25 protein-coding genes, 1 tRNA gene and 1 pseudogene are annotated in these 26678 nt (G+C 52.9%); 19 read left to right on the top strand and 8 right to left on the bottom strand.

The features are described from left to right. Positions 1-80: 80 nt before the first annotated feature. Positions 81-539: a DUF192 domain-containing protein gene (locus PG1C_RS08635; RefSeq protein WP_202634414.1), complete on the top strand. Its 459-nt coding sequence runs from the start codon at positions 81-83 to the stop codon at positions 537-539. A 132-nt stretch (positions 540-671) separates the two neighbouring features. Here the strand turns inward: PG1C_RS08635 and rpsT are convergent, their stop codons facing one another. The 3 genes and pseudogenes from rpsT to PG1C_RS08620 all read right to left on the bottom strand — a co-directional run bounded on the left by rpsT (position 672) and on the right by PG1C_RS08620 (position 3330). Then, a complete protein-coding gene (rpsT, locus tag PG1C_RS08630; RefSeq protein WP_202634413.1) occupies positions 672-932 on the bottom strand; it encodes a 30S ribosomal protein S20 in 261 nt (86 codons plus the stop codon). 113 nt (positions 933-1045) lie between these two features. Next, positions 1046-2359, bottom strand: coding sequence for an exodeoxyribonuclease VII large subunit (gene xseA, locus PG1C_RS08625; protein WP_237218116.1), 1314 nt, complete (start codon positions 2357-2359; stop codon positions 1046-1048). Positions 2360-2564: 205 nt separating this feature from the next. After that, a pseudogene (locus PG1C_RS08620) lies at positions 2565-3330 on the bottom strand (transposase). Positions 3331-3490: 160 nt separating this feature from the next. On the opposite strand from PG1C_RS08620, the gene PG1C_RS08615 reads away from it, so the two are divergent. From PG1C_RS08615 to PG1C_RS08570, 10 genes are all read left to right on the top strand, one after another. Beyond that, positions 3491-4096 (top strand): MotA/TolQ/ExbB proton channel family protein, encoded by a 606-nt coding sequence (locus PG1C_RS08615; protein WP_202634411.1) that lies wholly within the window; start codon positions 3491-3493, stop codon positions 4094-4096. A gap of 9 nt (positions 4097-4105) precedes the next feature. After that, a complete protein-coding gene (locus tag PG1C_RS08610; protein ID WP_202634410.1) occupies positions 4106-4525 on the top strand; it encodes an ExbD/TolR family protein in 420 nt (139 codons plus the stop codon). Next, a complete protein-coding gene (gene lpxK, locus PG1C_RS08605) occupies positions 4500-5573 on the top strand; it encodes a tetraacyldisaccharide 4'-kinase (RefSeq protein WP_202634409.1) in 1074 nt (357 codons plus the stop codon). The genes PG1C_RS08610 and lpxK overlap by 26 nt, the downstream gene beginning before the upstream one ends. Next, entirely contained in the window at positions 5554-5730 is a 177-nt protein-coding gene (locus PG1C_RS08600; protein WP_202634408.1) for a Trm112 family protein, read from the top strand. The genes lpxK and PG1C_RS08600 overlap by 20 nt, the downstream gene beginning before the upstream one ends. Continuing rightward, complete coding sequence (kdsB, locus tag PG1C_RS08595; RefSeq protein ID WP_284431744.1) at positions 5730-6497, top strand: 3-deoxy-manno-octulosonate cytidylyltransferase; 768 nt, start codon at positions 5730-5732, stop codon at positions 6495-6497. Before PG1C_RS08600 ends, kdsB begins: the two co-directional genes overlap by 1 nt. A gap of 74 nt (positions 6498-6571) precedes the next feature. Continuing rightward, complete coding sequence (adk, locus tag PG1C_RS08590) at positions 6572-7225, top strand: adenylate kinase (protein WP_202634407.1); 654 nt, start codon at positions 6572-6574, stop codon at positions 7223-7225. Between the two features lie 10 nt (positions 7226-7235). Then, positions 7236-8495, top strand: coding sequence for a 6-phosphofructokinase (locus PG1C_RS08585; RefSeq protein WP_202634406.1), 1260 nt, complete (start codon positions 7236-7238; stop codon positions 8493-8495). Positions 8496-8524: 29 nt separating this feature from the next. After that, positions 8525-10612: a sodium-translocating pyrophosphatase gene (locus tag PG1C_RS08580; RefSeq protein WP_202634405.1), complete on the top strand. Its 2088-nt coding sequence runs from the start codon at positions 8525-8527 to the stop codon at positions 10610-10612. 68 nt (positions 10613-10680) lie between these two features. After that, complete coding sequence (locus tag PG1C_RS08575; protein ID WP_202634404.1) at positions 10681-11211, top strand: cyclic nucleotide-binding domain-containing protein; 531 nt, start codon at positions 10681-10683, stop codon at positions 11209-11211. Positions 11212-11418: 207 nt separating this feature from the next. Then, a tRNA-Leu gene (locus PG1C_RS08570) sits at positions 11419-11505 on the top strand. A gap of 374 nt (positions 11506-11879) precedes the next feature. Here PG1C_RS08570 and PG1C_RS08565 read toward each other — a convergent pair. Continuing rightward, positions 11880-12155 carry a hypothetical protein gene (locus tag PG1C_RS08565; protein ID WP_202634403.1) on the bottom strand — a complete coding sequence of 92 codons (276 nt, stop codon included), beginning with the start codon at positions 12153-12155 and terminating at the stop codon, positions 11880-11882. A gap of 30 nt (positions 12156-12185) precedes the next feature. On the opposite strand from PG1C_RS08565, the gene carA reads away from it, so the two are divergent. From carA to PG1C_RS08545, 4 genes are all read left to right on the top strand, one after another. Beyond that, positions 12186-13352 carry a glutamine-hydrolyzing carbamoyl-phosphate synthase small subunit gene (carA, locus tag PG1C_RS08560; RefSeq protein WP_202634402.1) on the top strand — a complete coding sequence of 389 codons (1167 nt, stop codon included), beginning with the start codon at positions 12186-12188 and terminating at the stop codon, positions 13350-13352. Continuing rightward, the gene (gene carB / locus PG1C_RS08555) at positions 13345-16563 is read left to right on the top strand and encodes a carbamoyl-phosphate synthase large subunit (protein WP_202634401.1); all 3219 of its coding nucleotides are present in this window, start codon (positions 13345-13347) and stop codon (positions 16561-16563) included. The genes carA and carB overlap by 8 nt, the downstream gene beginning before the upstream one ends. Next, positions 16560-17039, top strand: coding sequence for a transcription elongation factor GreA (gene greA, locus PG1C_RS08550; RefSeq protein WP_202634400.1), 480 nt, complete (start codon positions 16560-16562; stop codon positions 17037-17039). Before carB ends, greA begins: the two co-directional genes overlap by 4 nt. Before the next feature lie 76 nt (positions 17040-17115). After that, entirely contained in the window at positions 17116-17577 is a 462-nt protein-coding gene (locus PG1C_RS08545) for a DUF4149 domain-containing protein (protein WP_237218114.1), read from the top strand. Here PG1C_RS08545 and PG1C_RS08540 read toward each other — a convergent pair. Further along, positions 17574-17954 (bottom strand): YhbY family RNA-binding protein, encoded by a 381-nt coding sequence (locus PG1C_RS08540; RefSeq protein ID WP_202634398.1) that lies wholly within the window; start codon positions 17952-17954, stop codon positions 17574-17576. The genes PG1C_RS08545 and PG1C_RS08540 overlap by 4 nt on opposite strands. A 26-nt stretch (positions 17955-17980) precedes the next feature. On the opposite strand from PG1C_RS08540, the gene PG1C_RS08535 reads away from it, so the two are divergent. The 4 genes from PG1C_RS08535 to glmM all read left to right on the top strand — a co-directional run bounded on the left by PG1C_RS08535 (position 17981) and on the right by glmM (position 22835). Beyond that, positions 17981-18598: an RlmE family RNA methyltransferase gene (locus PG1C_RS08535; RefSeq protein WP_202636990.1), complete on the top strand. Its 618-nt coding sequence runs from the start codon at positions 17981-17983 to the stop codon at positions 18596-18598. Between the two features lie 81 nt (positions 18599-18679). Further along, positions 18680-20539 carry an ATP-dependent zinc metalloprotease FtsH gene (gene ftsH, locus PG1C_RS08530; protein ID WP_269464904.1) on the top strand — a complete coding sequence of 620 codons (1860 nt, stop codon included), beginning with the start codon at positions 18680-18682 and terminating at the stop codon, positions 20537-20539. Between the two features lie 86 nt (positions 20540-20625). Further along, positions 20626-21465, top strand: a complete 840-nt coding sequence (gene folP / locus PG1C_RS08525; protein ID WP_202634397.1) for a dihydropteroate synthase — start codon at positions 20626-20628, stop codon at positions 21463-21465. Continuing rightward, positions 21462-22835: a phosphoglucosamine mutase gene (glmM, locus tag PG1C_RS08520; protein ID WP_202634396.1), complete on the top strand. Its 1374-nt coding sequence runs from the start codon at positions 21462-21464 to the stop codon at positions 22833-22835. The genes folP and glmM overlap by 4 nt, the downstream gene beginning before the upstream one ends. On the opposite strand, the gene PG1C_RS08515 is transcribed toward glmM, so the two are convergent. Genes PG1C_RS08515 through PG1C_RS08505 form a run of 3 tightly spaced genes read right to left on the bottom strand, consistent with a single transcriptional unit; the run spans position 22719 to position 26648 of the window. Beyond that, a complete protein-coding gene (locus tag PG1C_RS08515; RefSeq protein ID WP_202634395.1) occupies positions 22719-24623 on the bottom strand; it encodes a GGDEF domain-containing protein in 1905 nt (634 codons plus the stop codon). The two genes, glmM and PG1C_RS08515, sit on opposite strands and share 117 nt — an antisense overlap. A gap of 35 nt (positions 24624-24658) precedes the next feature. Beyond that, positions 24659-25456 (bottom strand): UDP-2,3-diacylglucosamine diphosphatase, encoded by a 798-nt coding sequence (locus tag PG1C_RS08510; RefSeq protein WP_202634394.1) that lies wholly within the window; start codon positions 25454-25456, stop codon positions 24659-24661. Between the two features lies 1 nt (position 25457). After that, a complete protein-coding gene (locus PG1C_RS08505) occupies positions 25458-26648 on the bottom strand; it encodes a glycosyltransferase family 4 protein (RefSeq protein WP_202634393.1) in 1191 nt (396 codons plus the stop codon). Positions 26649-26678 lie beyond the last annotated feature (30 nt).

The following is a 26678-nucleotide window of genomic DNA, read 5'->3' as shown; positions in this document are numbered from 1 at the left end:
TAAAAACGGCGGGGTAACCCGCCGTTTTTAATATTTGTGTCTCTTCCGATAGATACATTGAAATGTTTTTTAGGGGTGGAATGAGGAGTCGTACATTAACTTTACTGAATGTTGCATTGGCAACAGTATTTTTTACGATTTCTGTGAAGGCAGAATCGTATATACCGCAGCCTGTTAATTTATTTGCGGGGATGCATCATATTGAAGCTGAGGTTGCTGCAACACTTGATAACCGAGCTTCTGGTCTGATGTACCGCAGGTCTATGCCTGCGCAGCATGGAATGTTGTTCGTATTTCCAGTAGTTGCGAAACACTGTATGTGGATGAGGAATACTTACCTTCCACTTTCAGTCGCTTTTTTAGATGAGCAGGGCACGATTATCAATATTGAGGAAATGGAACCCCAAACTGAGAACAATCATTGCGCTTTGAAGCCAGTGCGCTATGCCTTGGAAATGAATGCTGGCTGGTTTAAGAGCCGGGGTCTGGACGCTGGCTTCAAGATAGTTGGGGTTAGTAAGCTAACTTCTAGCCATTGATAGATTGTTAGACAAGATACAGGCGGAGCCTTGCGGCCAGCCGTACTTAGGCTGGAAAAAATAATAAAAACTAGTCAAAAAAAGCTGCCCCAAGGCAGCTTTTTTTGTTTGGCAGCTTCCGTATAACGTAGTTCAGAGTGCTTTAATTGCAGCAGACAAACGGCTCTTTTGACGAGCCACAAGATTTTTATGAACAATCTTTTTGTCAGCAATAGAGTCAATGATTTTTTGCGATTTAACAAAAACAGCCTGCGCGCCAGCTTTATCGCCAGTAGCAATGGCTTTACGTACTTTTTTGATGGCCGTACGTAGTGATGACCGCTGATCCATGTTGTGGATACGCTGATTGGCGGATTGGCGCGCGCGTTTACGAGCTTGTGCTGTATTGGCCATAATGAATGATTATCTAATAAAAGGTAGAAGCATGGAAGAGACTCCATTATAAAAGATTCTTTTAGGAGGTGCAAGGTTAACTCGGGTTAAAAAAGCAAGGTATGTAACAGGAATTAGTGTTTTTTCAGTCGCTCTTCGGATGAACTTGTGGTCAGAACTTTGGCGGTTACATGGCCTGTTGCCAGCTCGACCGCGATTTGATTTCCGGTTTGCAATCCGCTGGCATGGCTTACTACCTCACCTTGCTCGTTACGAACAATGGCGAATCCACGTGCCAAGGTATCGTGCGGGTTAAGATGCTCTAGGGCTTTGGAAAGAGTGTCAAGTGCGCTACGCGCTTGCAAAAAAAACCTATTTTTTGTGGCTGCTAAACGTTGTTCTAGCAAAGCCAGTTCTCCTTGACGGCTTTCTACGCGCGGTGCGAGGCGATTAAAGCGCATTGCAAGACGGCTGATATGTTCGTGACGTATGCGCAAATAGCTTGTCAGTGCGGTGTTTATTTGGGAGCCGAGCAAATGCATCTGATCCTGCCGACGCTTTAGATTATTGGCAGGGTGCGTCAGGCGAAGTGCAATATGGTCAAGTCGCTGTTGGTCACGTGAGATGCGATACTGCATTGCGCTATTGAGTTTCTGACTCAGATCAATGATTTTCTGTGGCATGCCATGCCAGTTTTGTGTTGCGAGTTCAGCGGCCGCAGTGGGTGTTGGTGCGCGCAAGTCGGCAACAAAATCAGCAATCGTGGTATCTGTCTCGTGGCCGACACCGCTTATTATAGGTAAGGTGCTACGGGCAATTGCGTAGGCCACAATTTCTTCATTGAATGCCCATAAATCTTCAATGCTTCCGCCGCCACGTACAAGCAGTAAAAGATCGCACTCATTACGGTGCCCTGCGGAGATAATCGCCTGGGCAATGCCTTTGGCTGCCATTTCACCTTGTACCAGCGTTGGGTAGAGCACAATTGCAAGATGTGGTGCGCGACGATTGAGCGTGGATAAAACATCCTGTAAAGCGGCGGCCTGAGGCGAGCTGATAATGCCGATTCGATTTGGCAGACGAGGTAAAGATTTTTTTCTCTCTGCAGCGAACAAACCTTCCATTTCAAGCTGTTGTTTCAGGCGTGAAAATTCTTCAAACAGTCGCCCCAATCCTGCGCGACGCATAGTCTCAATGTTTAATTGAAAATCACCGCGTGGCTCATAGAGTGATACTAGCGCCCGGGCTTCAACTTGTTGCCCATTTTCCAGTCGCCAGGGAATGATCTGTGCACGCGTGCGAAACATAACGCAACGTGCTTGAGCCGCATTGTCCTTGAGTGTGAAATAGACATGCCCAGACGTCGCACGTATCAGGTTTGAAATTTCACCTGTTACCCAGAGCAGGGGGAATACTTGCTCTAACGTTTGGCGGGTTAGGCGGTTCAATTCACTAATGCTGATCACGGAGGTTGGCGCAGTCATGCTCAGACGAGGTCTTTCAAAAGCGTGAATACTAAACGATCAGCGAGCATCAACGAAACTGTTTGAATTTTATGCGACCAAAAAAATCGCCTTTATTAAAAGCACGTTAGATTTATCTTTCCGCCGTTTTTCACGTAATTATCCACAGATTTTGGGGATAACTTAGAGCTCATCCGTAAATAATGTTCACAGTCAGGTCTACCTTTCTGAACGCGATGATGGATGCAGTCAAGTGGTTAAGCGTGATAAAGCTGCGATCAAGTTTTTCGTTTCGCAGTAGCTTGCGCAAGCGATTGAACCAACCATGAGTCACTTCAACGATCCAGCGCCTGGCCTCTTGCCCCATCCTTTGATATGAGGAAGGTAGCCATGGCACTCAATGATCTCCAGTGCTGGTTTTCCGGTGTAGCCTGCATCCGGTACGCCTCCCAGTTGCGAAACGTCACGCCGATGGGCCCTGATCACGATGAGCAACGACGGGGCGCCACAACCGTCCACCAGCAAATGACGTTTGCTGCCATTTTTTCCCCCGGATCTGTTGGGTTGGTGCCAACGCTTGCTTGAGCCGGCGGCGTTTTCATCATCGCCCCGTCGATACTTTGCCAACGCCAGGTGATACCTTCAACATCGTCGTACTCTGCAAGTCCGGTCTTCCACAAAGCCGCAAAAAAGTCCGCCTTCTCCCCTCCGTGCAGAAATCGGGCATGGATCGCGCTGGCGCCGTCATAACGTTCTGCAGGCCGTGCTTTCCACTGCCTGCCCGTTCTCAGCGCGTACGTTATACCTTCAAAAACCAGTCGAGGATCCTTGGGCTTGCGTCTCCCACCTGCCTTGCGGGCGTACGTCTGATCTGTCAAGTGCTACCGGACAGGAATCAGTGGCTCTACCCGTTTCCGGAAATCATCCGTTACTTCCCGCGACTTCGCTTTTGTCATCGCCTTTCCCCACGCGATGATCGCGTAGGGAAAGTCATTATCCCCTATTTACGGATAAGTTCTTAGGCAATGCTCCGCAGTTCATCATCCTGACTGTATTGCCGAAGTAACCAGTTCCGGCTAAAGTGCGGCTTTCGTTGTTCACCGGGAGTTTGTCCACGTGTTTGCAATTATTCAAGCGGCTGGCTGGCCTATATGGCCGTTGTTATTTGCATCCGTTATTGCGGTTGCGTTGATTATTGAACGCGCAACGGTTTTGCGACGCGCAAAAATTGTACCTCCGGGCGTTCTGCAAGGCGTTATTGCAGAATATCGGCAGAATGGTGTGAGCGAAGCATTAATCACGAAAGTAGAAAATCATTCTCCTTTAGGTCGGGTACTTGCTTCAGGTGTGCGCAACGCTAAAAGCTCACGCGAAGTGATGAAAGAGGCCATTGAAGAATCAGGCCGTGGCGTGGCGCACGATCTTGAGCGTTATCTGACGACGCTGGGTACGATTGCTACGATTGCTCCTCTTATGGGCCTTTTTGGTACGGTCGTCGGTATGATCGAAATTTTTGGCTCACCTACGGCATCAGGTAATAACCCGCAGGCGCTGGCACATGGTATCTCTGTTGCCCTCTACAACACGGGGTTTGGTCTTGTTATTGCGATTCCGAGCATGATTGCGTATCGCCATTTTCGTGCATTGGTAGATGGCTTTCTGGTTGAAATGGAACAAGAAGCGGTAAAGCTGGTTGAAATGATTCATGGCGATCGCAGCTAGGAGGTTGCGATGAACTTTCAGCGCAATCGCCAACGTGAGATGCCGGAGATTAATCTCATTCCAATGATCGATGTATTACTGGTGATTTTGATTTTTGTCATGATCACTACCACCTACTCGAAATTTTCCGGCCTGGAAATAAATCTCCCAACGGCCGATGCACAACAGAACAAAGAGCAACCTGAGGAAATTAACGTCACTATCACGGCAGCAGGTGAAACGATGATTAACAAGATCCCTGTTGTTGGCCATGATGTGGCTGCTATTCAGCAGACTCTGCAGCGATTGGCTGCGCCTGGCAAGGAACCCGTGGTGATTATCAATGCAGATGCCAAAGCGATGCATCAAGCGGTCATTGATGTGATGCAAGCTGCCCAATCTGCCGGGCTTTCGCATATTTCCTTTGCTACCCAGCAAGCCCAGCGTTGAATCGGTAGGCAGCCCTGCTTTCTGGCAGCATCGCGGTCTACTTGCCTGTTTGCTGTATCCTGTGTCGCTTTTTTTTGCAGCCCTGACCGAGCTACGCTTACTGCTTTATCGTTTGGGCTTTTTGTCGGCACAACACGTGCCGGTACCTGTCATTGTGATTGGTAATCTGACCGTCGGTGGTACTGGAAAAACACCGCTCATTCTGCATTTGGTGACCATGTTGCGTGAGCGAGGCATGCATCCGGGTATCGTGAGTCGTGGCTATCGCGGGTCGGCAAAAAGAGTGCTGGAAGTGACGGCCGATAGCTCCCCGATGGTTGTGGGAGATGAGCCGTTATTGCTGGCACGGCGCAGCCAGAGCCCGGTATTTGTTGGGCGTGATCGTGTGCGTGCAGCGCAAGCTTTGTTATCTCGTTATCCAGCCTGCAATGTGATTCTTTCTGACGATGGCTTGCAGCATTATCGTCTTGCGCGTGATGTTGAAATCGCGGTTTTTGATCAACGGGGTACCATGAATGGCTGGCAGCTTCCCGCGGGGCCCTTGCGTGAGCCAATCAGTCGGTTGCGGCGGGTGGATGCCGTCGTTTTCAATAGTGTCGCCGCTCCCCAGGGAGACTTTCCAGAGACGGATTCCGCGCTTCGCGGCGTATTGCCGGCGCCGACTTTTGGGCGTCCTGTTTTTGCCATGCGTCTTGAAGGACTAAGCTTTTATCTTCTGGGCCAGAAGCAAATAACCTGCCGCGCTGAAAATTTTTTAGGTAAGCAGGTGCACGCCGTTGCAGGCATTGGCTCCCCCCAGCGTTTTTTTGATCATTTGCAGGCAATGGGACTGGTATTTGAGCCCCATCCATTTGCTGACCATCATGACTATCAACGCGAAGAACTGAATTTGTCTGGGGATGCGATTCTGACCACAGAGAAGGATGCTGTAAAATTTACTCGGCTTAATTTGACTTTGCCTGTTTGGGTACTCCCCGTGACAGCAAACGTGAGCCCTGATCTCGTGGCTTTTATTCTGGAGAAACTCAATGGATGCCCGTCTACTTGAAATACTTGTTTGTCCTAGTTGTAAGGGACCATTGGATTATCGTAAAGCGGCATCCGAGCTGGTGTGTAAAGGGTGTAAGTTAGCTTTTCCGGTTAGAGACGATATTCCCGTAATGCTAGAAGAAGCGGCGCGCAAACTCACGGCTGAAGAACTCTGATGCGCTTTCGCGTGGTGATTCCGGCACGCTGGGCGTCGACCCGCTTGCCCGGCAAGCCATTAGCGGATATCGCCGGCAAACCCATGGTGGTGCGTGTGGCTGAAGCGGCTGCAAAAAGTGGCGCCGCCGAAATATGCATTGCAACGGATGATCAGCGAGTGATGCAAGCCGTTTTAGCGCATGGCTTTGATGCCATCATGACCCGCACTGAGCACGTTTCAGGCACAGATCGGTTGGCTGAAGTCGCCAAGCTGAGAAACTGGGAAGATGATGCGATTGTCATCAATGTGCAAGGCGATGAACCGTTGATTGATCCCGCATTGATTGCCAGCGTTGCGATGGAATTAGCTAACGATCCAGAAGCATCTATTGCCACGGTTGCACATCCGCTGAGCGATATGGCCGAATTTTTAAATCCGAATGTCGTTAAAGTGGTCGTTGATGAAAAAGGGCATGCGCTGTACTTTTCGCGCGCGCCTATTCCTTGGCCACGAGATGCCTTTGCCGTAAATCAGCGTGACTTACCCTCCGGGCTGCCCGTCCGGCGCCATATCGGTTTATATGCGTATCGCACGGGTTTTTTGCGGCAATACAGCCAGCTGTCGCCAGCTGTGCTCGAGCAGTGGGAATCGCTTGAGCAATTGCGCGCACTGGTCAATGGGTTTGTTATTCGTGTCGTTGATTGTCCTAATGCGCCAGCACCAGGCGTCGATACGCCTGAAGACTTGGATCGTGTCAGACATGCGTTTGACCATCCTGCGAATTGACGGTATCTTCGTGAGGATAGAAAAAATACTTAAAAAAAGATTTTCCAATTTAATTGTTCGGAGTTTGAATACTTATGCGTCTGATTCTTCTTGGTCCACCTGGTGCGGGAAAGGGTACACAAGCTGGAGCCATCAGCGAAAAATTTAAAATTGCACAGATTTCTACAGGTGATATGCTGCGGGCCGCCGTCAAAGCGGGCACGCCGTTGGGCCAGGAGGCCAAGAAAATAATGGATGTCGGCGGGCTGGTTTCTGACGACATCATCATAGGCTTGGTAAAAGAGCGTCTGAAACAGGCTGACTGTGCAAACGGTTATCTATTGGATGGTTTTCCACGCACTATTCCGCAGGCAGAAGCGATGAAAGTGGAGGGGGTATCCATCGATTTTGTGGTTGAAATTGACGTGCCCGATAGTGAAATTGTCGTTCGTATGAGCGGGCGACGCGTGCATCCGGGTTCAGGGCGTACTTACCATGTGGCATTTAATCCGCCCAAGGTCGAAGGTAAAGATGATCTCACCGGCGAGTCACTTATTCAACGAGATGATGATCGCGAGGAGACCGTTAAAAAACGCCTTGAGGTCTATCGCGCACAAACCTTGCCCTTGGTTAATTACTACCAAGCCTGGTCTGAACAAAGCGACATCGCTGGCCCGAAATATGTGCGCATCAACGGGCTGGGGTCTGTGGATAGCATCACCAACACACTGTTAAATGCATTAACCTGAGTTTTCTACCATGGTTATCAAAAACGCTTTTTATGCACAGTCAGGCGGTGTCACCGCCGTCATTAACGCCTCAGCTTGTGCAGTCATTGAGACAGCGCGCGCGCATCCTGACCGTATCGGTAATGTGTTGGCGGGGCGCGATGGCATCATTGGCGCACTTACTGAAGACTTGATCGATACATCACTTGAATCCGCGGCCGACATAGCACGTTTGCGTCATACGCCCGGCGGTGCGTTTGGTTCGTGTCGCTATAAGCTCAAAAGCCTGGAGCAGAGTCGGCGTGAATTTGAGCGGTTGATTGAGGTATTTCGTGCACACCATATTGGGTATTTTTTCTACAACGGCGGCGGCGACTCAGCGGATACCTGTCTCAAAGTATCTCAGCTTTCAGCTGCCCTTGGTTTTCCTTTGCAAGCCATTCATATCCCCAAAACAGTCGATAACGATTTACCACTGACTGACACTTGCCCTGGCTTTGGTTCGGTGGCGAAATATGTCGCCACCTCAATGCGCGAGGCAGGGCTTGATGTTGCCTCCATGGCAAGGACATCGACCAAAGTATTCGTGTTTGAGGTCATGGGTCGTCATGCCGGATGGATTACCGCTGCGTGCGCCTTGGCAGCTAGAAATGAAGGTGAAGCACCGCATCTGCTGTTGCTGCCTGAAGTTTTGTTTGACGAGGCTCGGTTCTTGGCGTGCGTTAAAGAATGCGTTGATCGTTATGGTTACTGCGCAATTGCCGTGTCGGAAGGGTTACGCGGCCCGGAGGGCGAGCTCATGGCCGGAGCTGGTACTACCGATGCCTTTGGGCATGCGCAGCTGGGTGGCATTGGACCGCAGATAGCGCAGCTTGTCAAAGACCGGCTTGGTTATAAATTTCACTGGGCAGTCGCCGACTACTTGCAGCGCGCTGCACGGCATATTGCCTCGAAAACTGACGTTGAGCAGGCGTACGCCGTTGGCAAGGCAGCTGTTGACATGGCACTTGCCGGGAAAAATGCTGTTATGCCGGCGATCCGCCGTCTGGCAGATTATCCCTATCGTTGGGATATCGTCGAAGCGCCGCTTGATCAAGTCGCTAATGTTGAACATAAGATGCCGGCGGAGTTTATTACTGCCGATGGCTTTGGTATTACAGAAGCAGCTCGTCGTTATCTTGCGCCACTCATTGCTGGAGAAGACACACCTCCTTTTCGCGATGGTTTGCCAGATTATGTGAGTCTGCAGAATGTAAGTGTGGCAAGAAAACTGGAGAGCTTTTCGATTTGATTTAATTTAATAACAACAGGAGAGAGAGTATGTCGTCAGGACTGATGTTTGCATTGATCTGCGCTGTATTAGCTATTGCTTATGGTGCTATTTCAAGTCGATGGATATTGGCGCAATCCGCTGGTAACGATCGAATGCGTGAAATTGCAGCCGCCATTCAGGAGGGTGCGCAAGCCTATCTGAATCGACAATACACAACCATCGGTGCTGTGGGTGTCATTCTCGCTGTTGTCATTTGGTTTGCCCTCGGTTGGCAGACGTCCGTAGGATTCATTATTGGCGCAGTGTTGTCGGGTGCGGCCGGCTACATTGGCATGAATGTTTCCGTGCGGGCGAACGTGCGCACGGCAGAAGCTGCCCGCGTCGGCCTTAATGAGGCGCTGAATGTTGCGTTTCGTGGCGGGGCGATCACCGGTATGCTGGTCGTTGGGCTGGGTTTACTCGGGGTGGCTGGTTATTACGTTCTGCTTAAAACCTTGGGGGGCACTACCGCAACGCTCGAAAGTGTTGTGCACCCGCTGGTAGGCCTTGGGTTTGGCTCTTCGCTGATTTCCATTTTTGCGCGTCTTGGTGGTGGCATTTTTACCAAGGGCGCTGATGTGGGTGCTGATTTGGTCGGCAAAGTCGAAGCGGGTATCCCGGAAGATGATCCACGTAATCCCGCGGTGATTGCTGACAACGTTGGCGATAACGTCGGTGATTGCGCAGGTATGGCCGCCGATCTCTTTGAAACTTATGCGGTCACGATTGTGGCGACGATGTTGTTAGGAGCTTTGTTGTTTAAATCATCTGATTTAATGGCTGAAGCCGCGATATCGTATCCGCTCGTGCTGGGAGGCTTTTCCATCATTGCTTCCATTGTTGGGGCGATGTTTGTCAAAACGTCACCCGGCGGAAAAATCATGAATGCGCTTTACAAGGGCTTGATGGTCGCTGGCGTTATGGCTTTGATCGCATTTTACCCGCTGACGACATGGTTAATTGATGACCACTTGCTTGATGCTGTGCTGGGGATCAGTGGTGGATCACAAATGCGGCTGTATGGCGCATCCATAGTTGGCTTGGTGTTGACAGGGTTGATGGTCTATATCACCGAGTACTACACCGGTACTGAATTCAAGCCAGTGCGGCATATCGCTGAAGCCTCCACCACCGGGCATGGCACCAACATCATTGCCGGCCTTGGGGTGTCCATGAAATCCACCGCTTGGCCGGTGTTGTCAGTCTGCGCTGCGATCTGGGCTTCTTATACCCTGGGCGGGCTTTACGGGATTGCTATTGCGGCAGTGTCTATGCTCTCAATGGCGGGTATCATCGTTGCGCTCGATGCGTATGGACCGATCACCGATAATGCGGGTGGCATTGCCGAAATGGCCGATTTGCCAGCTTCAGTGCGCGGTATTACTGATCCATTGGATGCCGTCGGCAATACAACGAAAGCGGTTACCAAGGGCTATGCCATTGGTTCGGCAGGGCTGGCTGCACTCGTGTTGTTTGCCGACTTTACCCATGGCCTGCAGGCCATGGGTAAGAGTTTCGCTTTCGATCTGTCAGATCCTGCGGTCATCATCGGCCTCTTTATCGGTGGTCTGATTCCTTATCTCTTTGGTGCCATGGCAATGGAAGCTGTTGGTCGTTCAGCGGGTGCCGTAGTCGTTGAAGTACGTCGCCAGTTTCGCGATATTAAAGGCATCATGGAAGGTGCTGCCAAGCCAGAATATGGCACGTGCGTCGATATGCTGACTAAAGCGGCGATCAAGGAAATGATGATCCCCTCGTTGCTACCTGTTTTAGTTCCCGTGGCAACAGCATTTGGCATGAATGTGCTGATGGGGCCGGGTGCAGGGGTGCGGGCGTTAGGCGGCGTGCTTATGGGCACCATCGTGACGGGTATTTTCGTTGCGATCTCCATGACCACCGGTGGCGGGGCTTGGGATAATGCCAAAAAATATATCGAAGATGGCCACTTTGGCGGCAAAGGGTCAGAAGCCCACAAAGCAGCCGTGACAGGTGATACTGTCGGTGATCCTTACAAGGATACGGCGGGTCCGGCGGTTAATCCGCTGATCAAGATCATCAATATCGTGGCATTGCTGATCGTGCCACTGGTGGCATGATTTTTTGTGATGATCAGAAAACAGGCAGTCTGCGGGCTGCCTGTTTTCCTTCTTTCTACTGACAAACCATGAGCACGATCGACTCTATTTCGAACCTCGATTATCTCGGTGATGCGACGCCATTTATTGGCCGTATCCATGAAATCATCGCGTCTATTCAGATGTTCGATGACTTTAATGGCGCGGAAATCGCCGAGTTTGCCCGCTACCTGCACTGTTACCACGCCCCGCAAGGGAGTGAAATTATCCGCGAAGGAGAGGCAGGAGACTTTATGTTGCTAATTCTTGAAGGTAACGTCGAAATTGTAAAAAAAGATGTGCGAGGGCAACCGCAAGTGATCAGTATTGCCGATCCCGGTAAAACTTTAGGTGAAATGTCACTGATTGATGGCGAGCCGCGTTTTGCCAGCTGCATGTCGCTCACACCGTTAGACTTCGCCGTGCTTGATCGGCAAAGCCTGTCACGCCTCATTGCTGAAGAGCCAGGCTTGGGCATTAAGCTGCTTATGGAGTTACTGATTCTGCTTAATCAGCGATTGCGTGGTGTCAGTGGGCAGTTAATGGATTGTCTAGAAGCACGACGTGCGCGTATTCGATAAGTCGCGCCCTGAGCATTGCCCAAAAGAATAAAAAGTCGGCGCTGTGGATACGGCGTCTTGGCGCATGGATCGTCAAATCAGGCTTCTGGAGCGGCTGAACTGCTAAATTTTGTGAAAACTCTCGCATTCTCCCATTGATGGCAAAGGTATTTTCAAGGATAATGTCGGCCTCTGCAAGCCCAACTTGTCGCAACGGGCGAAACCCTAGCCGGGATGGCGGAATTGGTAGACGCAGCGGACTCAAAATCCGCCGGTGGTGACACTGTGGGGGTTCGAGTCCCCCTCCCGGCACCATGATAATGTAATAATTGATTTGTTCTAGCGGTCAATTATTACAAAACAACAGGTTAGACAGCCTCTTTTAACCTAGTCTGTAATAAAGTTGAGCTTCAAGTCAGCTCAAATTACACTTCGGTGCACATAATCTGCACACGGTGGTGCACACGGGAGAGCAATAGCTTCAATTTTTGCCCACAAGTCGGGCTGGCGGGCGATTGTCACGGTTAATAAACGGCGACTCACGCGAACATTCCGCACGAAGGCCAAGCCTGCCGCCAAGCCGTTCAAGCTGGCTGATAGCGGCGGAATTTACTTAATGGTGACCCCCTACAGGTGGCAGGTTATGGCGACTTAAATACCGTTTTGGGGGTACGGAAAAAGTGCTTTCGTTAGGAAAATACTCCCGCACCAGTAGCCTGGGAATTCTCGACATTTTCTGAGTTCCCCGAGTTCTCCGAACCACCCAAGGTTCGCGCATAAAAAATACTTTTCGCATAAATCGCACAAGCGTTTTCGCTTGTCGCTTTTATTTCTATTCCTCTCTCATAAAATCCAACGCTTAATTGATCAGTTTTGTCTAACTGAGTTTGCCCTGGCCAACGTTGAGCGCTATAATCTGCGGGTTTGCCGAATATCATGTGAAACAATAAGATATTTGGTTCCATCTACCGCAAGCCTTGATTCAGGAGCCTACCGTGCCTCATTTTCCGCCCGCCCTTCTCGCTTTGGCCGACGGAACAATATTTAGAGGTAAGGCCATTGGCGCCAGTGGCAAAAGTGTTGGCGAAGTGGTGTTCAATACAGCGCTGACTGGCTATCAGGAAATTCTGACTGATCCCTCCTATGCCCATCAGATTGTGACGCTGACCTATCCTCACATCGGTAGTTACGGCGTGAATCGCGAGGATGGTGAATCAGGCCGTATTTGTGCTGCGGGCCTGGTGATTCGTGATTTGCCGTTGCTGGCTTCGAATTTTCGTAGTGAGCAAACGCTGGACGCCTATCTGCGCACCGAAAATGTGGTGGGAATTGCTGATATCGATACCCGCAAGCTCACGCGGCTGTTGCGCGAAAAAGGGGCTCAGGCGGGTTGCCTGATGGCAGGTGAGGCATTGAATGAAGACGATGCGATAAAACAGGCGCGTGCTTTCCATGGCCTTGCGGGTATGGATCTGGCAAAAGTTGTGACGACGACAAAGTCCTACACCTGGAGCGAGGGTGAATGGTCATTGGGTACGGGGTTTGTACCTCAGGCTACGCCCCGTTTTCATGTGGTAGCCTATGATTTTGGCATCAAGCGGAACATCCTGCGCATGCTGGCTGCGCGTGGTTGTCGGCTCACCGTGGTGCCAGCGCAGACTTCTGCTGCCGACGTTTTGGCGATGAATCCGGATGGCGTATTTTTATCCAATGGCCCTGGCGACCCGGAGCCCTGTGATTACGCGGTTGCCGCGATTCGTGAATTTCTTGACAAACGTTTGCCGACGTTCGGCATCTGTCTGGGGCATCAACTGATGGCGCTGGCAGCAGGGGCTAAAACACAAAAAATGAAGTTTGGGCATCATGGTGCCAATCACCCCGTTAAAGATCTTGAGTCTGGCAGGGTGCTGATTACCAGCCAGAATCATGGTTTTATGGTGGATCCATCCACTTTGCCCGGACTGGTTAAGGTGACGCACGTCTCATTATTCGATGGCAGCCTGCAAGGCATGACATGGACAGACCGGCCCGCTTTATGTTTTCAGGGGCATCCAGAAGCCAGCCCCGGGCCGCATGATGTGGGGTATCTCTTTGATCGTTTCATCTCTTTGATGGCTGAATCTAACAAAATGCACACGACGGACAAGGCGCACGATGCCTAAGCGCACGGACATTAAAAGCATTCTTATCATTGGCGCCGGCCCGATCATCATTGGTCAGGCTTGCGAGTTCGACTATTCGGGGGCGCAAGCGTGCAAAGCGTTGCGCGAAGAGGGTTATCGGGTCATTCTGGCGAATTCCAACCCGGCTACGATTATGACTGATCCCGGTATGGCTGATGTGACCTATATCGAGCCGATTAGCTGGCGGGTGCTGGAAAATATTATCGAAAAAGAGCGGCCAGATGCCGTGCTGCCCACCATGGGCGGACAGACTGCCTTGAATTGTGCGCTTGATCTTGCCAAGCACGGCGTACTTGAAAAATATGGCGTCGAGATGATTGGTGCCTCACGCGAGGCCATCGATAAGGCGGAGGACCGCGAAAAATTCAAGCGGGCGATGACAAAAATTGGTCTTGGCTCGGCGCGTTCTGGCATCGCGCACAGCATGGAAGAAGCGCAGCAAGTGCAAGGTGCGATTGGCTTTCCGGCGATTATTCGGCCCTCTTTCACGATGGGCGGGTCAGGTGGAGGCATCGCCTATAACCAGGAAGAATTTGTCGAGATATGCAAGCGCGGTTTAGAAGCGTCGCCCACCAAAGAGCTGCTGATTGAAGAGTCACTGCTCGGCTGGAAAGAGTACGAGATGGAAGTGGTGCGTGACTGCAAAGACAATTGCATCATCATCTGCTCGATTGAAAATCTTGACCCAATGGGCGTGCATACGGGTGATTCCATTACCGTTGCACCGGCACAGACGCTGACTGACCGTGAATATCAAATCATGCGCAACGCCAGTATTGCCGTGCTGCGCGAGATTGGTGTGGATACGGGCGGCTCGAATGTTCAGTTTGCGGTAAATCCGCAAAACGGTCAGATGGTAGTGATTGAGATGAACCCCCGTGTGTCTCGTTCTTCAGCGCTGGCGTCAAAAGCCACCGGATTTCCGATTGCCAAGATTGCGGCCAAGCTGGCTGTGGGTTACACGCTGGACGAATTGAAAAATGACATCACCGGTGGGGCAACGCCGGCTTCATTTGAGCCCGCTATTGATTATGTTGTGACCAAAATTCCACGCTTTGCGTTTGAGAAATTTCCGCAGGCGAATGATCGACTGACCACACAGATGAAGTCGGTAGGTGAGGTGATGGCTATTGGTCGCACTTTCCAGGAATCCATGCAAAAAGCGCTGCGCGGGCTGGAAGTGGGCGTCTATGGTTTTGATGAAATCGAGGCCGAGCGCGAAGAAATCAATCATGAGCTGGCCAATCCGGGACCGCAGCGTATCTGGTACGTTGCGCAGGCTTTCCGCGAAGGCTATTCGCAAGATGAAGTTTTTGCGTTAAGTAAAATTGACCCATGGTTTTTGGCGCAAATTGAAGATATCGTTAACACCGAGCATTGGCTCAGTGCACAGCGGTTAAGCGATCTGGATGCGGATGCTTTACGTGGTCTTAAACGCCAGGGGTTTTCTGATCGTCGTATTGGCTTAAAAGTCGGCGCTGGCGAGACGGCGATTCGTGAGCGTCGGCATGCGCTGGGCATTCGTCCCGTCTATAAACGGGTAGACACCTGTGCCGCCGAGTTTTCAACGGCAACAGCCTACATGTATTCCACCTATGAAGAGGAATGTGAAGCGCAGCCCACATCACGGCGCAAAATCATGGTGTTGGGTGGCGGGCCGAATCGCATCGGCCAAGGGATCGAGTTTGATTACTGCTGTGTCCATGCCGTGTTGGCCATGCGGGAAGATGGGTATGAAACCATCATGATCAATTGCAATCCGGAAACCGTGTCGACAGACTATGACACCTCCGATCGGTTGTATTTCGAGTCGCTGACGCTGGAAGATATTCTCGAAATCGTGCACATTGAGCAACCCGAAGGTGTCATTGTGCAGTTTGGCGGCCAGACGCCGTTAAAGCGTGCGCGTGATCTGGAAACCAACGGTGTGCCGATTATCGGCACCAGCCCGGACATGATTGATGCCGCTGAAGATCGCGAGCGTTTTCAAAAATTATTGCATGACTTGGGACTGAAACAGCCACCGAATCGCACAGCGCGTACCGAAGCGGATGCCCTACGGTTGGCTGAGGAAATTGGCTATCCATTAGTGGTTCGCCCTTCGTATGTGCTCGGCGGTCGGGCCATGGAAATTGTCCATGAGAAAAAAGATCTTGAGCGCTATATGCGCGATGCAATCAAGGTTTCCAACGATTCGCCGGTGCTGCTCGATCGCTTTCTTAATGACGCGACCGAGGTGGATGTCGATGCCTTGTGTGATGGTAAGCAAGTCATTATTGGCGGCATCATGGAGCATATCGAACAAGCCGGTGTGCACTCGGGCGATTCGGCTTGCTCCTTGCCGCCTTTTTCACTGTCGAAAAGTATTCAGGATGAGTTGCGTCGGCAAACCGAAATAATGGCATACGGCCTCAATGTGGTCGGATTGATGAATGTGCAATTTGCCATTCAAGGACAGGGAAGTGATGCCGTGGTGTATGTGCTGGAAGTCAATCCACGCGCTTCACGCACCGTGCCTTTTGTGTCCAAAGCCACGAGCTTGCCGCTCGCCAAAATTGCCGCGCGGTGTATGGCGGGGCGTAGCTTGGCTGATCAGGGTGTGACACGCGAAATTATTCCGCCTTATTTCTCTGTAAAAGAGGCGGTGTTTCCTTTCATTAAGTTCCCCGGCGTGGATAGTATTTTGGGCCCGGAAATGAAATCGACGGGCGAAGTGATGGGCGTGGGCCGCACTTTTGGCGAGGCTTTTGTTAAATCTCAGTTGGCCGCGGGAACACGCTTGCCTAAATCGGGTAAGGTATTTATCAGCGTCAAAGCAGCGGATAAAATCAAAGCCGTGGATGTGGCAACCCAGTTGCATGCACTGGGATTCATCTTGACAGCTACCAAAGGGACGGCGACCATGATCGTTGCCGCTGGTTTGCCAGTTTCAGTGGTCAATAAGGCGACCGAAGGCCGGCCGCATATTGTTGATATGATCAAAAATGGTGACATGGCATTGATTATTAATACCGTAGAAGAGAGTCGTAGTGCGATTTCTGATTCACGCTCGATTCGTACTTCCGCCCTGGGTGCCAGGGTGACTTTGTTTACCACCATTGAAGGCGCACTCGCAGCATGTGCCGGCATGCGGCATGCCGGCCTGGAAACATACTCTTTGCAACAGCTACACACTGAGCTTTTGGCATGAGCGGTAAATTCCCGATTACCCTTCATGGGGCTGAGTTGTTAAGAATTGAGCTGCATCGCCTGAAAACGGTTGAGCGGCCATCGGTCATTGCGGCGATTGCCGAGGCGCGGTCGCATGGTGATTTATCTGAAAACGCCGAGTATGACGCAGCCAAAGAACGGCAAGGCTTTATTGAGGGGCGTATTGGTGAAGTTGAAGGCAAGCTGGGTAACGCGCAGATTATTGATCCTGCCTCACTTGATGCCGACGGCCGCGTCGTTTTTGGTGCGACGGTTGAGCTAGAAGACGTGAACAGCGGACAAACTGTGATTTACCAAATTGTCGGCGATGATGAATCCGATATCAAATCGGGAAAAATTTCGTTTAGCTCGCCTGTGGCTCGGGCACTAATCGGCAAGTTCAGCGGCGATGCGGTGGAAGTTCAAACACCGGGTGGCGTGCGTGAATATGAAATTCTCGATGTCAAATACATTTGATCGCACGATGATGATACTCTGGCGCGATGCTTGACCGACGCTTGAAATTATTTACCCAGCCCCGCTTAATTGCTTGATGCGCATAGCAACCGCGATATACACCATCGTCATCGCCATCTGGCTGGGCAGTCAGATGGCTGTTGGCTATATCGCTGCACCTGTTTTGTTTTCACGACTCACTGACCGTACGCTGGCTGGGGAGTTAGCCGGTGCCATGTTTTCTGTGATGGCCTGGTTAAGTCTGGCCTTTGGCGCCTATCTTTTGCTGTATTTAATGACAACACAGGGTGCGCGTGCTTTTCGCTCGAGTGTGTTCTGGTTGGTGACAGTGATGCTGGGCATTACGATCATTAGCCACTTTGGAATTCAGCCGGTGATGGCGCAGTTAAAACATGATGCGCACCCCCTGCCGGTGATGGAAAGCGCTTTTCATGATCGCTTTGCGATGTGGCATGGAGTTTCTAGCGGCCTATATCTGCTCCAGACGATTTTTGGCTTGGTGCTGGTCATTGTGCAAAATCGTGGCAGAAGGCTTTAGCCTTTTCGCTTTCTGCTCGATTCGTTACGTGCCGCTTCCTGTTTTTTTGTGCCCATTTTTCCTGTGCGCCGTGTTGGTAGCGCCGACTTTTCAGTATCCTCATCGACTGGCCTTTCGCGCCAGAGCACGAACAGATTGCCAATGTGTTGCACTTGGGCACAGTCCAGCGAGTTACAGATTTCGTCGAACAGTGCAGGGCGATTACCGCGTTCGATCCCGTAAAGCCGTACTTTAATGAGTTCATGGACCTTCAGGCAGCGATCAATTTCTGCTAAAACAGTAGGCGCAAGTCCCTTTTGGCTGATCGAAACAACAGGATTTAAGTGGTGTGCGGCAGCGCGAAGTGCGCGTCGCTGGGTAGGGTTTAATTCAGTCATAGGCGAATTGTAACGTGAGTGAGAAAATCAAACGTAATAAAAAGAATAAAGCCTGGATGATGGAGCACGTCACAGACACTTATGTGCAACGCGCAAGGTCTGAGGGATGGCGTTCGCGCGCGGCATTCAAGCTTATTGAAATTGATGAGCACGACAAGCTGTTACGGCCAGGGATGACGGTGGTTGATCTTGGTTCGGCGCCGGGTAGCTGGTCACAAGTGGCTTCCAGACGTATCCTGCCTGGCGGGCGGCTCATTGCGCTGGATATTTTGCCCATGGATAGTTTGCATGGTGTTGACTTTATTCAGGGGGATTTTCGTGAAGGTGACGTGCTGCACGCGTTAGAAGAAAAGCTGGAAGGCCGCAAGGTAGACCTTGTACTTTCAGATATGGCCCCCAATATGTCAGGCATTGAGTTGGTTGATCAATCGCGCGTCATGCTGCTAGCAGAGCTGACACTGGATTTTTGTGGGAAAAATTTGAAACCTGGCGGCCAGATGCTGGTAAAAGTGTTTCAAGGGGTAGGGTCTATGGAGTTGCGTGCCGCAATATTGAAAATGTTCCAAACGGTTCAGGTCAGAAAGCCAGCCGCTTCGCGTGGTCGTAGTGCGGAGAATTTTTTGTTGGCGCAAGGCAAGCGCTAATGGCCGCCTGTTTGGTTTGCAGATTGTTATCAGCGGCAATAGAATGGGCTGACTGCATAGCCCGTAGAAAGAAGAGTTATCGTGAATAATATGGTCAAAAATTTATTGATCTGGTTGGTCGTTGGCGTCGTGCTGATGACGGTGTTTAACCAGTTCAATTCGCACCAGGCGGCCCAGAATACGCTGGAGTACTCGCAATTTCTCAATGAGGTAAAGCAGGGGCGCATTACCAAGGTCGTTATTCAGGGGCGTACGTTAGAAGCCACTACGACGGATGGCAAACGTATCATTTCGTACGCTCCACAGGATTTGTGGATGGTGTCTGATCTGCTGAAAAACAACGTGGCTGTTGTTGCCAAACCCGAGGAAGAGCAGTCTTTCTTGATGAGTATTCTGGTCTCATGGTTCCCGATGCTGTTGCTGATTGGCGTTTGGGTGTATTTCATGCGGCAGATGCAAGGCGGAGGTAAAGGCGGTGCACTGTCATTTGGCAAGAGCAAAGCGCGGTTGATGGATGAATCCACCAACGTGATTACGTTTGCCGATGTGGCGGGGTGCGATGAGGCGAAAGAAGAAGTCTCCGAGCTCGTTGATTTTTTACGTGACCCGACAAAATTCCAGAAGCTTGGCGGGCGTATTCCGCGCGGTGTTCTGCTAGTGGGCAGTCCTGGGACAGGGAAGACCCTGCTGGCAAAAGCTATTGCAGGAGAAGCTAAAGTCCCGTTCTTTTCTATCTCTGGTTCGGACTTCGTGGAAATGTTTGTTGGTGTGGGTGCATCGCGTGTGCGCGACATGTTCGAGCAAGCCAAAAAAACTGCGCCATGCATTGTGTTTATCGATGAAATTGATGCCGTGGGGCGTCAGCGCGGAGCAGGCTTGGGTGGTGGTAATGATGAACGCGAGCAAACCTTGAACCAGTTGTTGGTCGAGATGGATGGCTTTGAGGGTTCTGCTGGAGTGATTGTGATTGCGGCAACCAATCGGCCTGATGTATTGGATCCCGCATTGCTGCGCCCTGGCCGTTTTGATCGGCAGGTGGTCGTGCCTTTGCCAGATATTCGCGGACGTGAGCAGATTATCAAAGTGCATATGCGTAAGGTGCCGGTGGCACCCGATGTCGATGCCTCGGTGCTGGCGCGAGGCTGCCCCGGATTTTCGGGCGCTGATTTGGCGAATCTGGTTAATGAAGCCGCGCTGTTTGCCGCCCGCAGCAACAAGCGGCTAGTGGATATGGAAGATTTTGAGCGCGCCAAGGATAAGATCATGATGGGTGCGGAGCGCCGATCCATGATCATGCAGGAAGAAGAGCGCAGGAATACGGCGTACCATGAATCAGGCCATGCGGTTGTGGCCATGCTGCTGCCGAAAACAGACCCGGTGCATAAAGTCAGCATCATGCCGCGCGGGCGCGCCTTGGGTATTACCATGCAGCTGCCGGAAGAAGATCGGTTTAGCCAGGATAAAGAGCGCTTGCTCTGCACGGTGACAGTCCTGTTTGGCGGCCGTATTGCTGAAGAACTGTTCATGCATCAAATGACCACAGGCGCTTCCAACGATTTTCAGCGTGCTACGGATTTGGCTCGCCGGATGGTGACGCAATGGGGTATGTCAGATGTTCTTGGCCCCATGGTTTATGGCGAAGAAGAAGGCGAAGTGTTCTTGGGCCGGTCAGTCACTACGCACAAAAACATGTCCGAAGCCACCATGCAGACAGTAGATAAAGAAATTCGTCGCATTCTGGATGAACAATACGCTTTGGCGCGCCGCTTGCTGGATGAAAACCGCGACAAAGTCGAGGCCATGACCGCTGCATTATTGGAATGGGAAACCATTGACGCCGAGCAGGTCAAAGACATCATGGCCGGCAAACCTCCTCGTGCGCCCAAAGTGGATGGCGGAGGCGCCGCAGATGGAGCTTCGACAGCGACAGCACCGGCCTGATTGTTTTAGGCGTTATAGCCTCCTTGCCGATTGTGTACCCCCTCGGTGAGGCGGGTTATCAGCTGAGTGCCTGGGCGCATGCGCATATGATTACCAGTAGCACGCTACACTGCGGCCGTTATTTGCTGGACATGCAGCGCCCGCGGATCATGGGGATTGTTAACCTGACCGATGATTCTTTTTCCGGCGATGGGTGGCGCGGTCGCGCCGATGCCGCCATTGCGCATGGCTTGCAGCTGGTAGCCGAGGGCGCGCATATCCTTGATCTTGGTGCTGAATCCTCCCGCCCAGGCGCGCAGCCGGTGTCAGTGCAACAAGAAGTTGATCGTCTATTGCCCGTGTTGCAGGGTTTGGTTGAGTGTGGCGTGCCACTTTCTGTCGATACCGTTAAACCCGATGTCATGCGCACAGCCCTGGCTGCGGGTGCGGACATGATTAATGATATTTACGCCTTACGTGCGCCGGGTGCTCTTGAATTGCTGGCGACGGGTAATGCCGGTGTCTGCCTGATGCACATGCAAGGCATGCCGCAAAGCATGCAACAAAACCCTCATTACGACCACGTGGTACACGATGTGGCTGATTTTCTCGTGGCTCGTGTCGCTGCGGCACAGCACGCTGGCATTGCTGTTAACCGGCTATGTATTGATCCTGGTTTTGGTTTTGGTAAAACGATTGAACACAATTTGCAATTGCTACACCATCTGGAAGCTCTCACCACCTTGGGATTGCCTGTTCTGGTGGGGTTGTCGCGCAAGTCAGTGCTGGGGGCTTTAACTGGCCGTGTGCCGGCAGAGCGTGTATCCGCTGGCATTGCTGCGCATATGTTGGCTATAGTACGAGGAGCGCGTATTTTGCGGGTGCATGATGTTGCCGCTACCCGGGACGCGTTGGCGGTATTTGAAGCTGTGGAGAATGCACAATGAGTCGAAAGTATTTTGGAACCGATGGTGTTCGCGGACGGGTAGGTAAAGCACCGATTACGCCTGATTTTGTCATGCGCTTAGGTTATGCCGCAGGGATCGTTTTAGCCGCGGATGATGCCCATGCGGTTGAACATCCGGCGGTATTGATCGGCAAAGACACACGTATTTCCGGCTATATGCTGGAAGCGGCGCTGGAAGCGGGTTTCGCTGCCGCAGGAGTGGATGTCATGCTGTGCGGCCCGATGCCGACCCCGGCGGTAGCTTATCTCACGCGCGCACTGCGCTTGCAGGCGGGAGTGGTTATTTCCGCCTCGCATAATCCGTATGACGATAACGGCATCAAGTTTTTTTCCGCGCAAGGCACCAAATTGCCGGACGCCGTAGAACTGGCGATTGAAGCCCAGCTTGAGCAGCCCATGCGCTGCATGGAATCGGCGCGGCTGGGCAAGGCGCGTCGCGTGGATGATGCGGCGGGGCGCTATATTGAATTTTGCAAGAGCACCTTTCCCAACGATCTCGATTTGCGCGGCATGAAGATTGTGGTCGATAGCGCGCATGGCGCGGCGTATCACGTTGCCTCCAAGGTGTTTCACGAACTTGGTGCGGAAATAGTCGGCGTTGGTGACACGCCGAATGGGCTGAATATCAACGACAACGTCGGCGCCACCACTCCACAAGCCATGCGCGATGCGGTGTTGTCATCAAAAGCCGATTGCGGTATTGCGTTGGATGGCGACGGCGACCGTCTGGTGATGGTGGATGCGGCGGGTGAAATTTACGATGGTGACCGTCTGCTGTATCTCATCGCGCGGCACCGTATGCATTCTGCGCCGGTAAGCGGCGTTGGCGGAACCTTGATGAGCAACCTGGGCTTTGAGCACGCACTCGCGCGCTTTAACATCCCGCTCGGCCGCGCCAAGGTGGGTGACCGTTATGTGCTGGAGATGATGCAGGAGCACGGCTGGATGCTCGGCGGCGAAAATTCGGGCCACATCATCTGTCTTGACCGGCACACCACCGGCGACGGTATTGTCGCCGCGTTGCAAGTGCTCTCGGCCCTGCGCGCGCGCAAAGAGTCTTTGAAAGAAGCCTGTGCCGATCTCGTGCTCTATCCGCAAAAGCTCATCAATATCCGCCTGTCGGCGGGCTTTGACTGGGCACACGATGCGGGCATCCAGGCAGCAGTCGAGTCGGCCGAAGCAAGCCTGGCCGGCACGGGGCGCGTCTTGCTGCGGCCCTCGGGCACCGAGCCGCTATTGCGCGTGATGGTCGAAGGCCGTGATGCTGCTGTCGTTACCCAGCAAGCCGAGGCGATTGCTGCTGTCATCCGCCAGGCCATGGAGAGTCCGGCGCTCGACAAACAAGCTTGAGCCGGATGTTTTTTTCGCCTGGCGTTTGGCTTCGGTGACACCCGCTGCGATTTCGTGGTGTGAATGGTAGGTTCCGGGGCTGGCCACCAGGCAGCCTAGAGAGAGCGATGTCAGCGGGGTGAACACTTTTTCGCCGCGCCGGTTTTCCGCAGTGAAGCCCCCGGCGGCCTGATGCTCGTGTTCAATCAGGTGGCCGATGCGGCTGTCGAATAGCGCCAGCGCCTGCCGGCAGCGCGCCTCCCAGTCAGCGCTCTGGAACAGCAGCATGAAGTCATCGCCACCGATATGGCCGAGAAAATCATCACGGGCATCAGCCACTTCACCTAGGGTTTTCGCCAACATCAGGATCACGTCATCGCCGCGGCGGAAACCATAGATATCGTTGTATGGCTTGAAGGCGTCCAGGTCGGCATAGCAGGCAACGAACGGCGTCTTGCTCGCCAGCAGGCGTTCGATGTGTTCATTGATGGGCACATTGCCGGGCAGCTGGGTCAGCGGGTTGGCATAGCGCGCGGCCTTCATCTGCATGTTGGTGATCATGTTCATCAGTTCGCGGCTGGAACCCACGCCAAGATAGCGGCCATCGCGGACGATGATGAAGTAATCCAGGAAATGGTCCCGCTCGTCGCTGCTCAAGCGACGCGCCACTTCCTGGATGCTGTCCGTGTGCTCAACGGCCAGTATCGCGTCGTTCATCAATGTATGGCATGGCTTCTTGCCATACAACTCGCGGCGGTAGGGACGGGCAAAATGGTCGATGACGGTATAGCGGTTGATCATGCCCAGCGGTTTGCCCTCTTTGACGACAGGCAGTGACAAGAGTTTGGGCTCCCGCTCGAAACGTGCATAGACCTCATCATTTTCGATATCTGGCGATATGGTATCCATGGCGCGCAAAAGCTGCCGGATCGGTACATAGCCTGCATTATTTGTTTCCTGCTGGGGAAAAATAATGATGCGTGCGCTGGTGCGCAATTGATTGATGCAGTCAATCGGCTGGGCAAGCGGTTCGGCAGATGGACGTGCGATCAGGTAGCCCTGGGCAAAGCGGATGCCCAGGTCGCGGATGGTGGTGAATTCCGCTTCGGTTTCGATGCCTTCGGCAATCAGCTCCGAACCACAGGTCTCGGCAATCTGGTGCATCGCGCGCACCAACTGGAATTTCAACGGGTCATCGGCGATGCCGGTGATGAAGTGGCGGTCAATCTTGACGAAGGCCGGACGGACTTCAGACCACATGCGCAGGTTGGAAAATCCTTCGCCAAGGTCGTCCATCGCCAGGTCAAAACCGAAGCTGCGGTAATCGGCCAGCACGTCATGCAGTGCTGAAAAATCACTGACCAGATGGTTTTCGGTGATTTCGATAACGACTTGCCCGGGTGTCATGCCCAGCGCTTGCAGATGGGGCAGGTCACCATCCTGGCGAAAATTGATGTCAGTCAGGCAGGGAATGCTGGCATTGATGAACAGCTTGCCCGGCAGTTTGAGCTGGGCGTAGTCTGCCATCACGATTTCGCGGCACAGGTGTTCAAACTGGCAAGTCATGTTGAGTTGCCTTGCGCAATCAAACAGCGCTTGTGGAGAATGCAGGGACGAACCCAGCGGGCCGCGAATCAGCCCTTCGAATGCGAAGTATTTGCCAGAATGCATGTCGAGAATGGGTTGGAAAACACCATGCAAGCGTCGCGCAGAGATGAGTTCGACAAATTCGGTGAGGATTTGCGCATTACCTGGGACAGTGCAGCAAGTGGCATCAGGAAATTCCAGAGGCATAAAGAGATTTGACATGGTAAGGGTGAAAGGGCGAAGTAATTTCTTGAGGTTTATTTGGATGCGAGCGTGGCGAAATCTTGTTCACCTTCGTCATTGGCCGCTTGCATGGCGACGGGTTGCCAGCTATGCAGCAGCTCCATGCGGCCATCCATATGTTCGACGATGGCGGTGCAGCTATCGACCCAGTCGCCGCAGTTGATGTAGGTCATGCCCTCGACATCCTTGATGGCGGCGCTATGGATGTGACCGCAGATCACGCCATCCAGGCCGCGTTCGCGCACGGCGTGCATAACGGCATCTTCAAAATCGAAAATGAAGGAAACCGCACGCTTGACGCGGCGCTTGGCGTAGCCGGCGAGCGACCAGTAGTCGGCAATGCCGAAAGTGCGCCGCAGCCAGGCAACCCACACATTCGCACGCACCAGCAGGTTGTAGCCGACATCGCCGAGTACGGCCAGCCAGCGGTGGTGACGGGTGACCTGATCGAATTCGTCGCCATGAATCACCAGATAACGGCGGCCATCGGCGGCGATATGGACATGCTCGTTGGCGACCAGAATATCGCCGAATGCGACGTTGTGGTATTCGCGCAGAGCTTCGTCGTGATTGCCGGGAATCAGCATCACCTGCTCGCCATGCCGTGCGCGGCGCAGAATTTTCTGGACCACGGTATTTTGTGCTGGCGTCCAGTGGATGCTGCGCTTCATGGCCCAGAAGTCGATGATGTCGCCGACGAGGAACAGTTGTTCCGCTTCGTGGGTGCGCAGAAATTCAAGTAGCCGTTCGGCCTGGCAGCCGCGCGTGCCCAGGTGGATGTCGGAAAGAAAAATAGTGCGGACTTTCATCATGTCAGTCGAGTGAAAAACGAAACATCAAGTCGGGGTGTTGTTGCCAGTGATGTGATCTGACAGTGGCATGCAGGATGTCGGCCAACTGCTTGCTGATATGTCCCCAGTCGAGATGGCGCACGCTGGCTTGGGCGCGCTCACGCAAGGTGGTGAGCATCGCCGGGTTGCGCGCCAGTTCAAGCGCGGCGGCGATGAAGGCGTCGTCGTGGTTGCCGGGCACGACGCGGCCATTGTCGCCGTCGCGTATCAATTCGTTAGCCGCAGCGCAGTCGTAGGCGAGAACGCCCAGGCCGCTGGCCAGCGCTTCGAGGGTGACATTGCCGAAGGTTTCGGTCAGGCTGGGAAACAGGAACAAGTCGGCGGAGGCGTAATGCGCGGCCAGATCGTCGCCACGCCGCATGCCTGCGAAAATATAACTGGCATCGCTGCGCTCAAGGTGCGGGCGCATGGGGCCATCGCCGACGAAAAGCAGTCGCGCATCGGGTTGGCGCTGACGAATGGCGGCAAAGGCTTGTGTCACCAGCGGCAGGTTTTTTTCTGCCGCCAGACGACCAATATAGGTAACGACGAGTTGCTCTTCGCTGACCTCCCAGCGTGCGCGCAATGCCATGCTGCGTCGTTGCGGATTGAACAGCGCGGTATCTACGCCGCGCGATACGACACGCACGGCGCGGTAGCCTGCGGCAGTGAGTTCGCGCGCCACGGCAAAAGTCGGCGCTAGCGTGACGGCGCTTTTGTTATGCAAACGGCGCAAATGCATGGTGACCAGGCCTTCCAGCCAGCCGCAACCGTAGTGACGGCTGTAAGCGTGGAAGTTGGTGTGAAATTCGGAGACGACCGGGATATTGAGCTGCCGCGCGGCGGCAATGGCGGATCCACCCAGCGGCCCTTCGGTGGCGACCTGAATGACATCGGGGCGATCTTCCCGCCAGGCGTTGAGCAGGCGCGCTTTGGCGGGAAGGCCAAAGTGCAGGCCACGATAGCCGGGGATAGGACAACCGGCCACCAGCACTTCGCGCAGATTGGCCTCTGCGGCGGGGATGTCTGCGGCATGCTGACGCGGGCGGACCAGCGTGAAACGGTGCCCAAGATGCCGCAGCCCGTCAGTCAGACGGCCAAGGGTCATGGCGACGCCGTTGATTTCCGGCCGCCAGGTTTCAGTGACTAACGCAATATGGAGTGAGGTCGGCATGTTGCCTAGTTTGCCAACCGGCTGTGGCGT

The organism is Rugosibacter aromaticivorans, from assembly GCF_000934545.1.
Lineage (GTDB): Bacteria > Pseudomonadota > Gammaproteobacteria > Burkholderiales > Rhodocyclaceae > Rugosibacter > Rugosibacter aromaticivorans.
Note: the sequence above shows the minus strand (reverse complement) of the source record. Positions and strands in the feature narration are given on the sequence as shown.

What these genes read in the sequence shown, in the direction of transcription:
- kdsB (WP_284431744.1), top strand. Translation starts at nt 5,730, where the DNA reads ATGCGCTTTCGCGTGGTGATTCCGGCACGCTGGGCGTCGACCCGCTTG.
- glmM (WP_202634396.1), top strand. Translation starts at nt 21,462, where the DNA reads ATGAGTCGAAAGTATTTTGGAACCGATGGTGTTCGCGGACGGGTAGGT.
- PG1C_RS08515 (WP_202634395.1), bottom strand. Translation starts at nt 24,623, where the DNA reads ATGTCAAATCTCTTTATGCCTCTGGAATTTCCTGATGCCACTTGCTGC.
- rpsT (WP_202634413.1), bottom strand. Translation starts at nt 932, where the DNA reads ATGGCCAATACAGCACAAGCTCGTAAACGCGCGCGCCAATCCGCCAAT.
- PG1C_RS08580 (WP_202634405.1), top strand. Translation starts at nt 8,525, where the DNA reads ATGTCGTCAGGACTGATGTTTGCATTGATCTGCGCTGTATTAGCTATT.
- greA (WP_202634400.1), top strand. Translation starts at nt 16,560, where the DNA reads ATGAGCGGTAAATTCCCGATTACCCTTCATGGGGCTGAGTTGTTAAGA.
- PG1C_RS08585 (WP_202634406.1), top strand. Translation starts at nt 7,236, where the DNA reads ATGGTTATCAAAAACGCTTTTTATGCACAGTCAGGCGGTGTCACCGCC.
- PG1C_RS08545 (WP_237218114.1), top strand. Translation starts at nt 17,116, where the DNA reads ATGCGCATAGCAACCGCGATATACACCATCGTCATCGCCATCTGGCTG.
- adk (WP_202634407.1), top strand. Translation starts at nt 6,572, where the DNA reads ATGCGTCTGATTCTTCTTGGTCCACCTGGTGCGGGAAAGGGTACACAA.
- PG1C_RS08610 (WP_202634410.1), top strand. Translation starts at nt 4,106, where the DNA reads ATGAACTTTCAGCGCAATCGCCAACGTGAGATGCCGGAGATTAATCTC.
- PG1C_RS08510 (WP_202634394.1), bottom strand. Translation starts at nt 25,456, where the DNA reads ATGATGAAAGTCCGCACTATTTTTCTTTCCGACATCCACCTGGGCACG.
- PG1C_RS08540 (WP_202634398.1), bottom strand. Translation starts at nt 17,954, where the DNA reads ATGACTGAATTAAACCCTACCCAGCGACGCGCACTTCGCGCTGCCGCA.
- PG1C_RS08505 (WP_202634393.1), bottom strand. Translation starts at nt 26,648, where the DNA reads ATGCCGACCTCACTCCATATTGCGTTAGTCACTGAAACCTGGCGGCCG.
- PG1C_RS08575 (WP_202634404.1), top strand. Translation starts at nt 10,681, where the DNA reads ATGAGCACGATCGACTCTATTTCGAACCTCGATTATCTCGGTGATGCG.
- folP (WP_202634397.1), top strand. Translation starts at nt 20,626, where the DNA reads ATGATTACCAGTAGCACGCTACACTGCGGCCGTTATTTGCTGGACATG.
- PG1C_RS08600 (WP_202634408.1), top strand. Translation starts at nt 5,554, where the DNA reads ATGGATGCCCGTCTACTTGAAATACTTGTTTGTCCTAGTTGTAAGGGA.
- carB (WP_202634401.1), top strand. Translation starts at nt 13,345, where the DNA reads ATGCCTAAGCGCACGGACATTAAAAGCATTCTTATCATTGGCGCCGGC.
- PG1C_RS08635 (WP_202634414.1), top strand. Translation starts at nt 81, where the DNA reads ATGAGGAGTCGTACATTAACTTTACTGAATGTTGCATTGGCAACAGTA.
- PG1C_RS08565 (WP_202634403.1), bottom strand. Translation starts at nt 12,155, where the DNA reads ATGGAACCAAATATCTTATTGTTTCACATGATATTCGGCAAACCCGCA.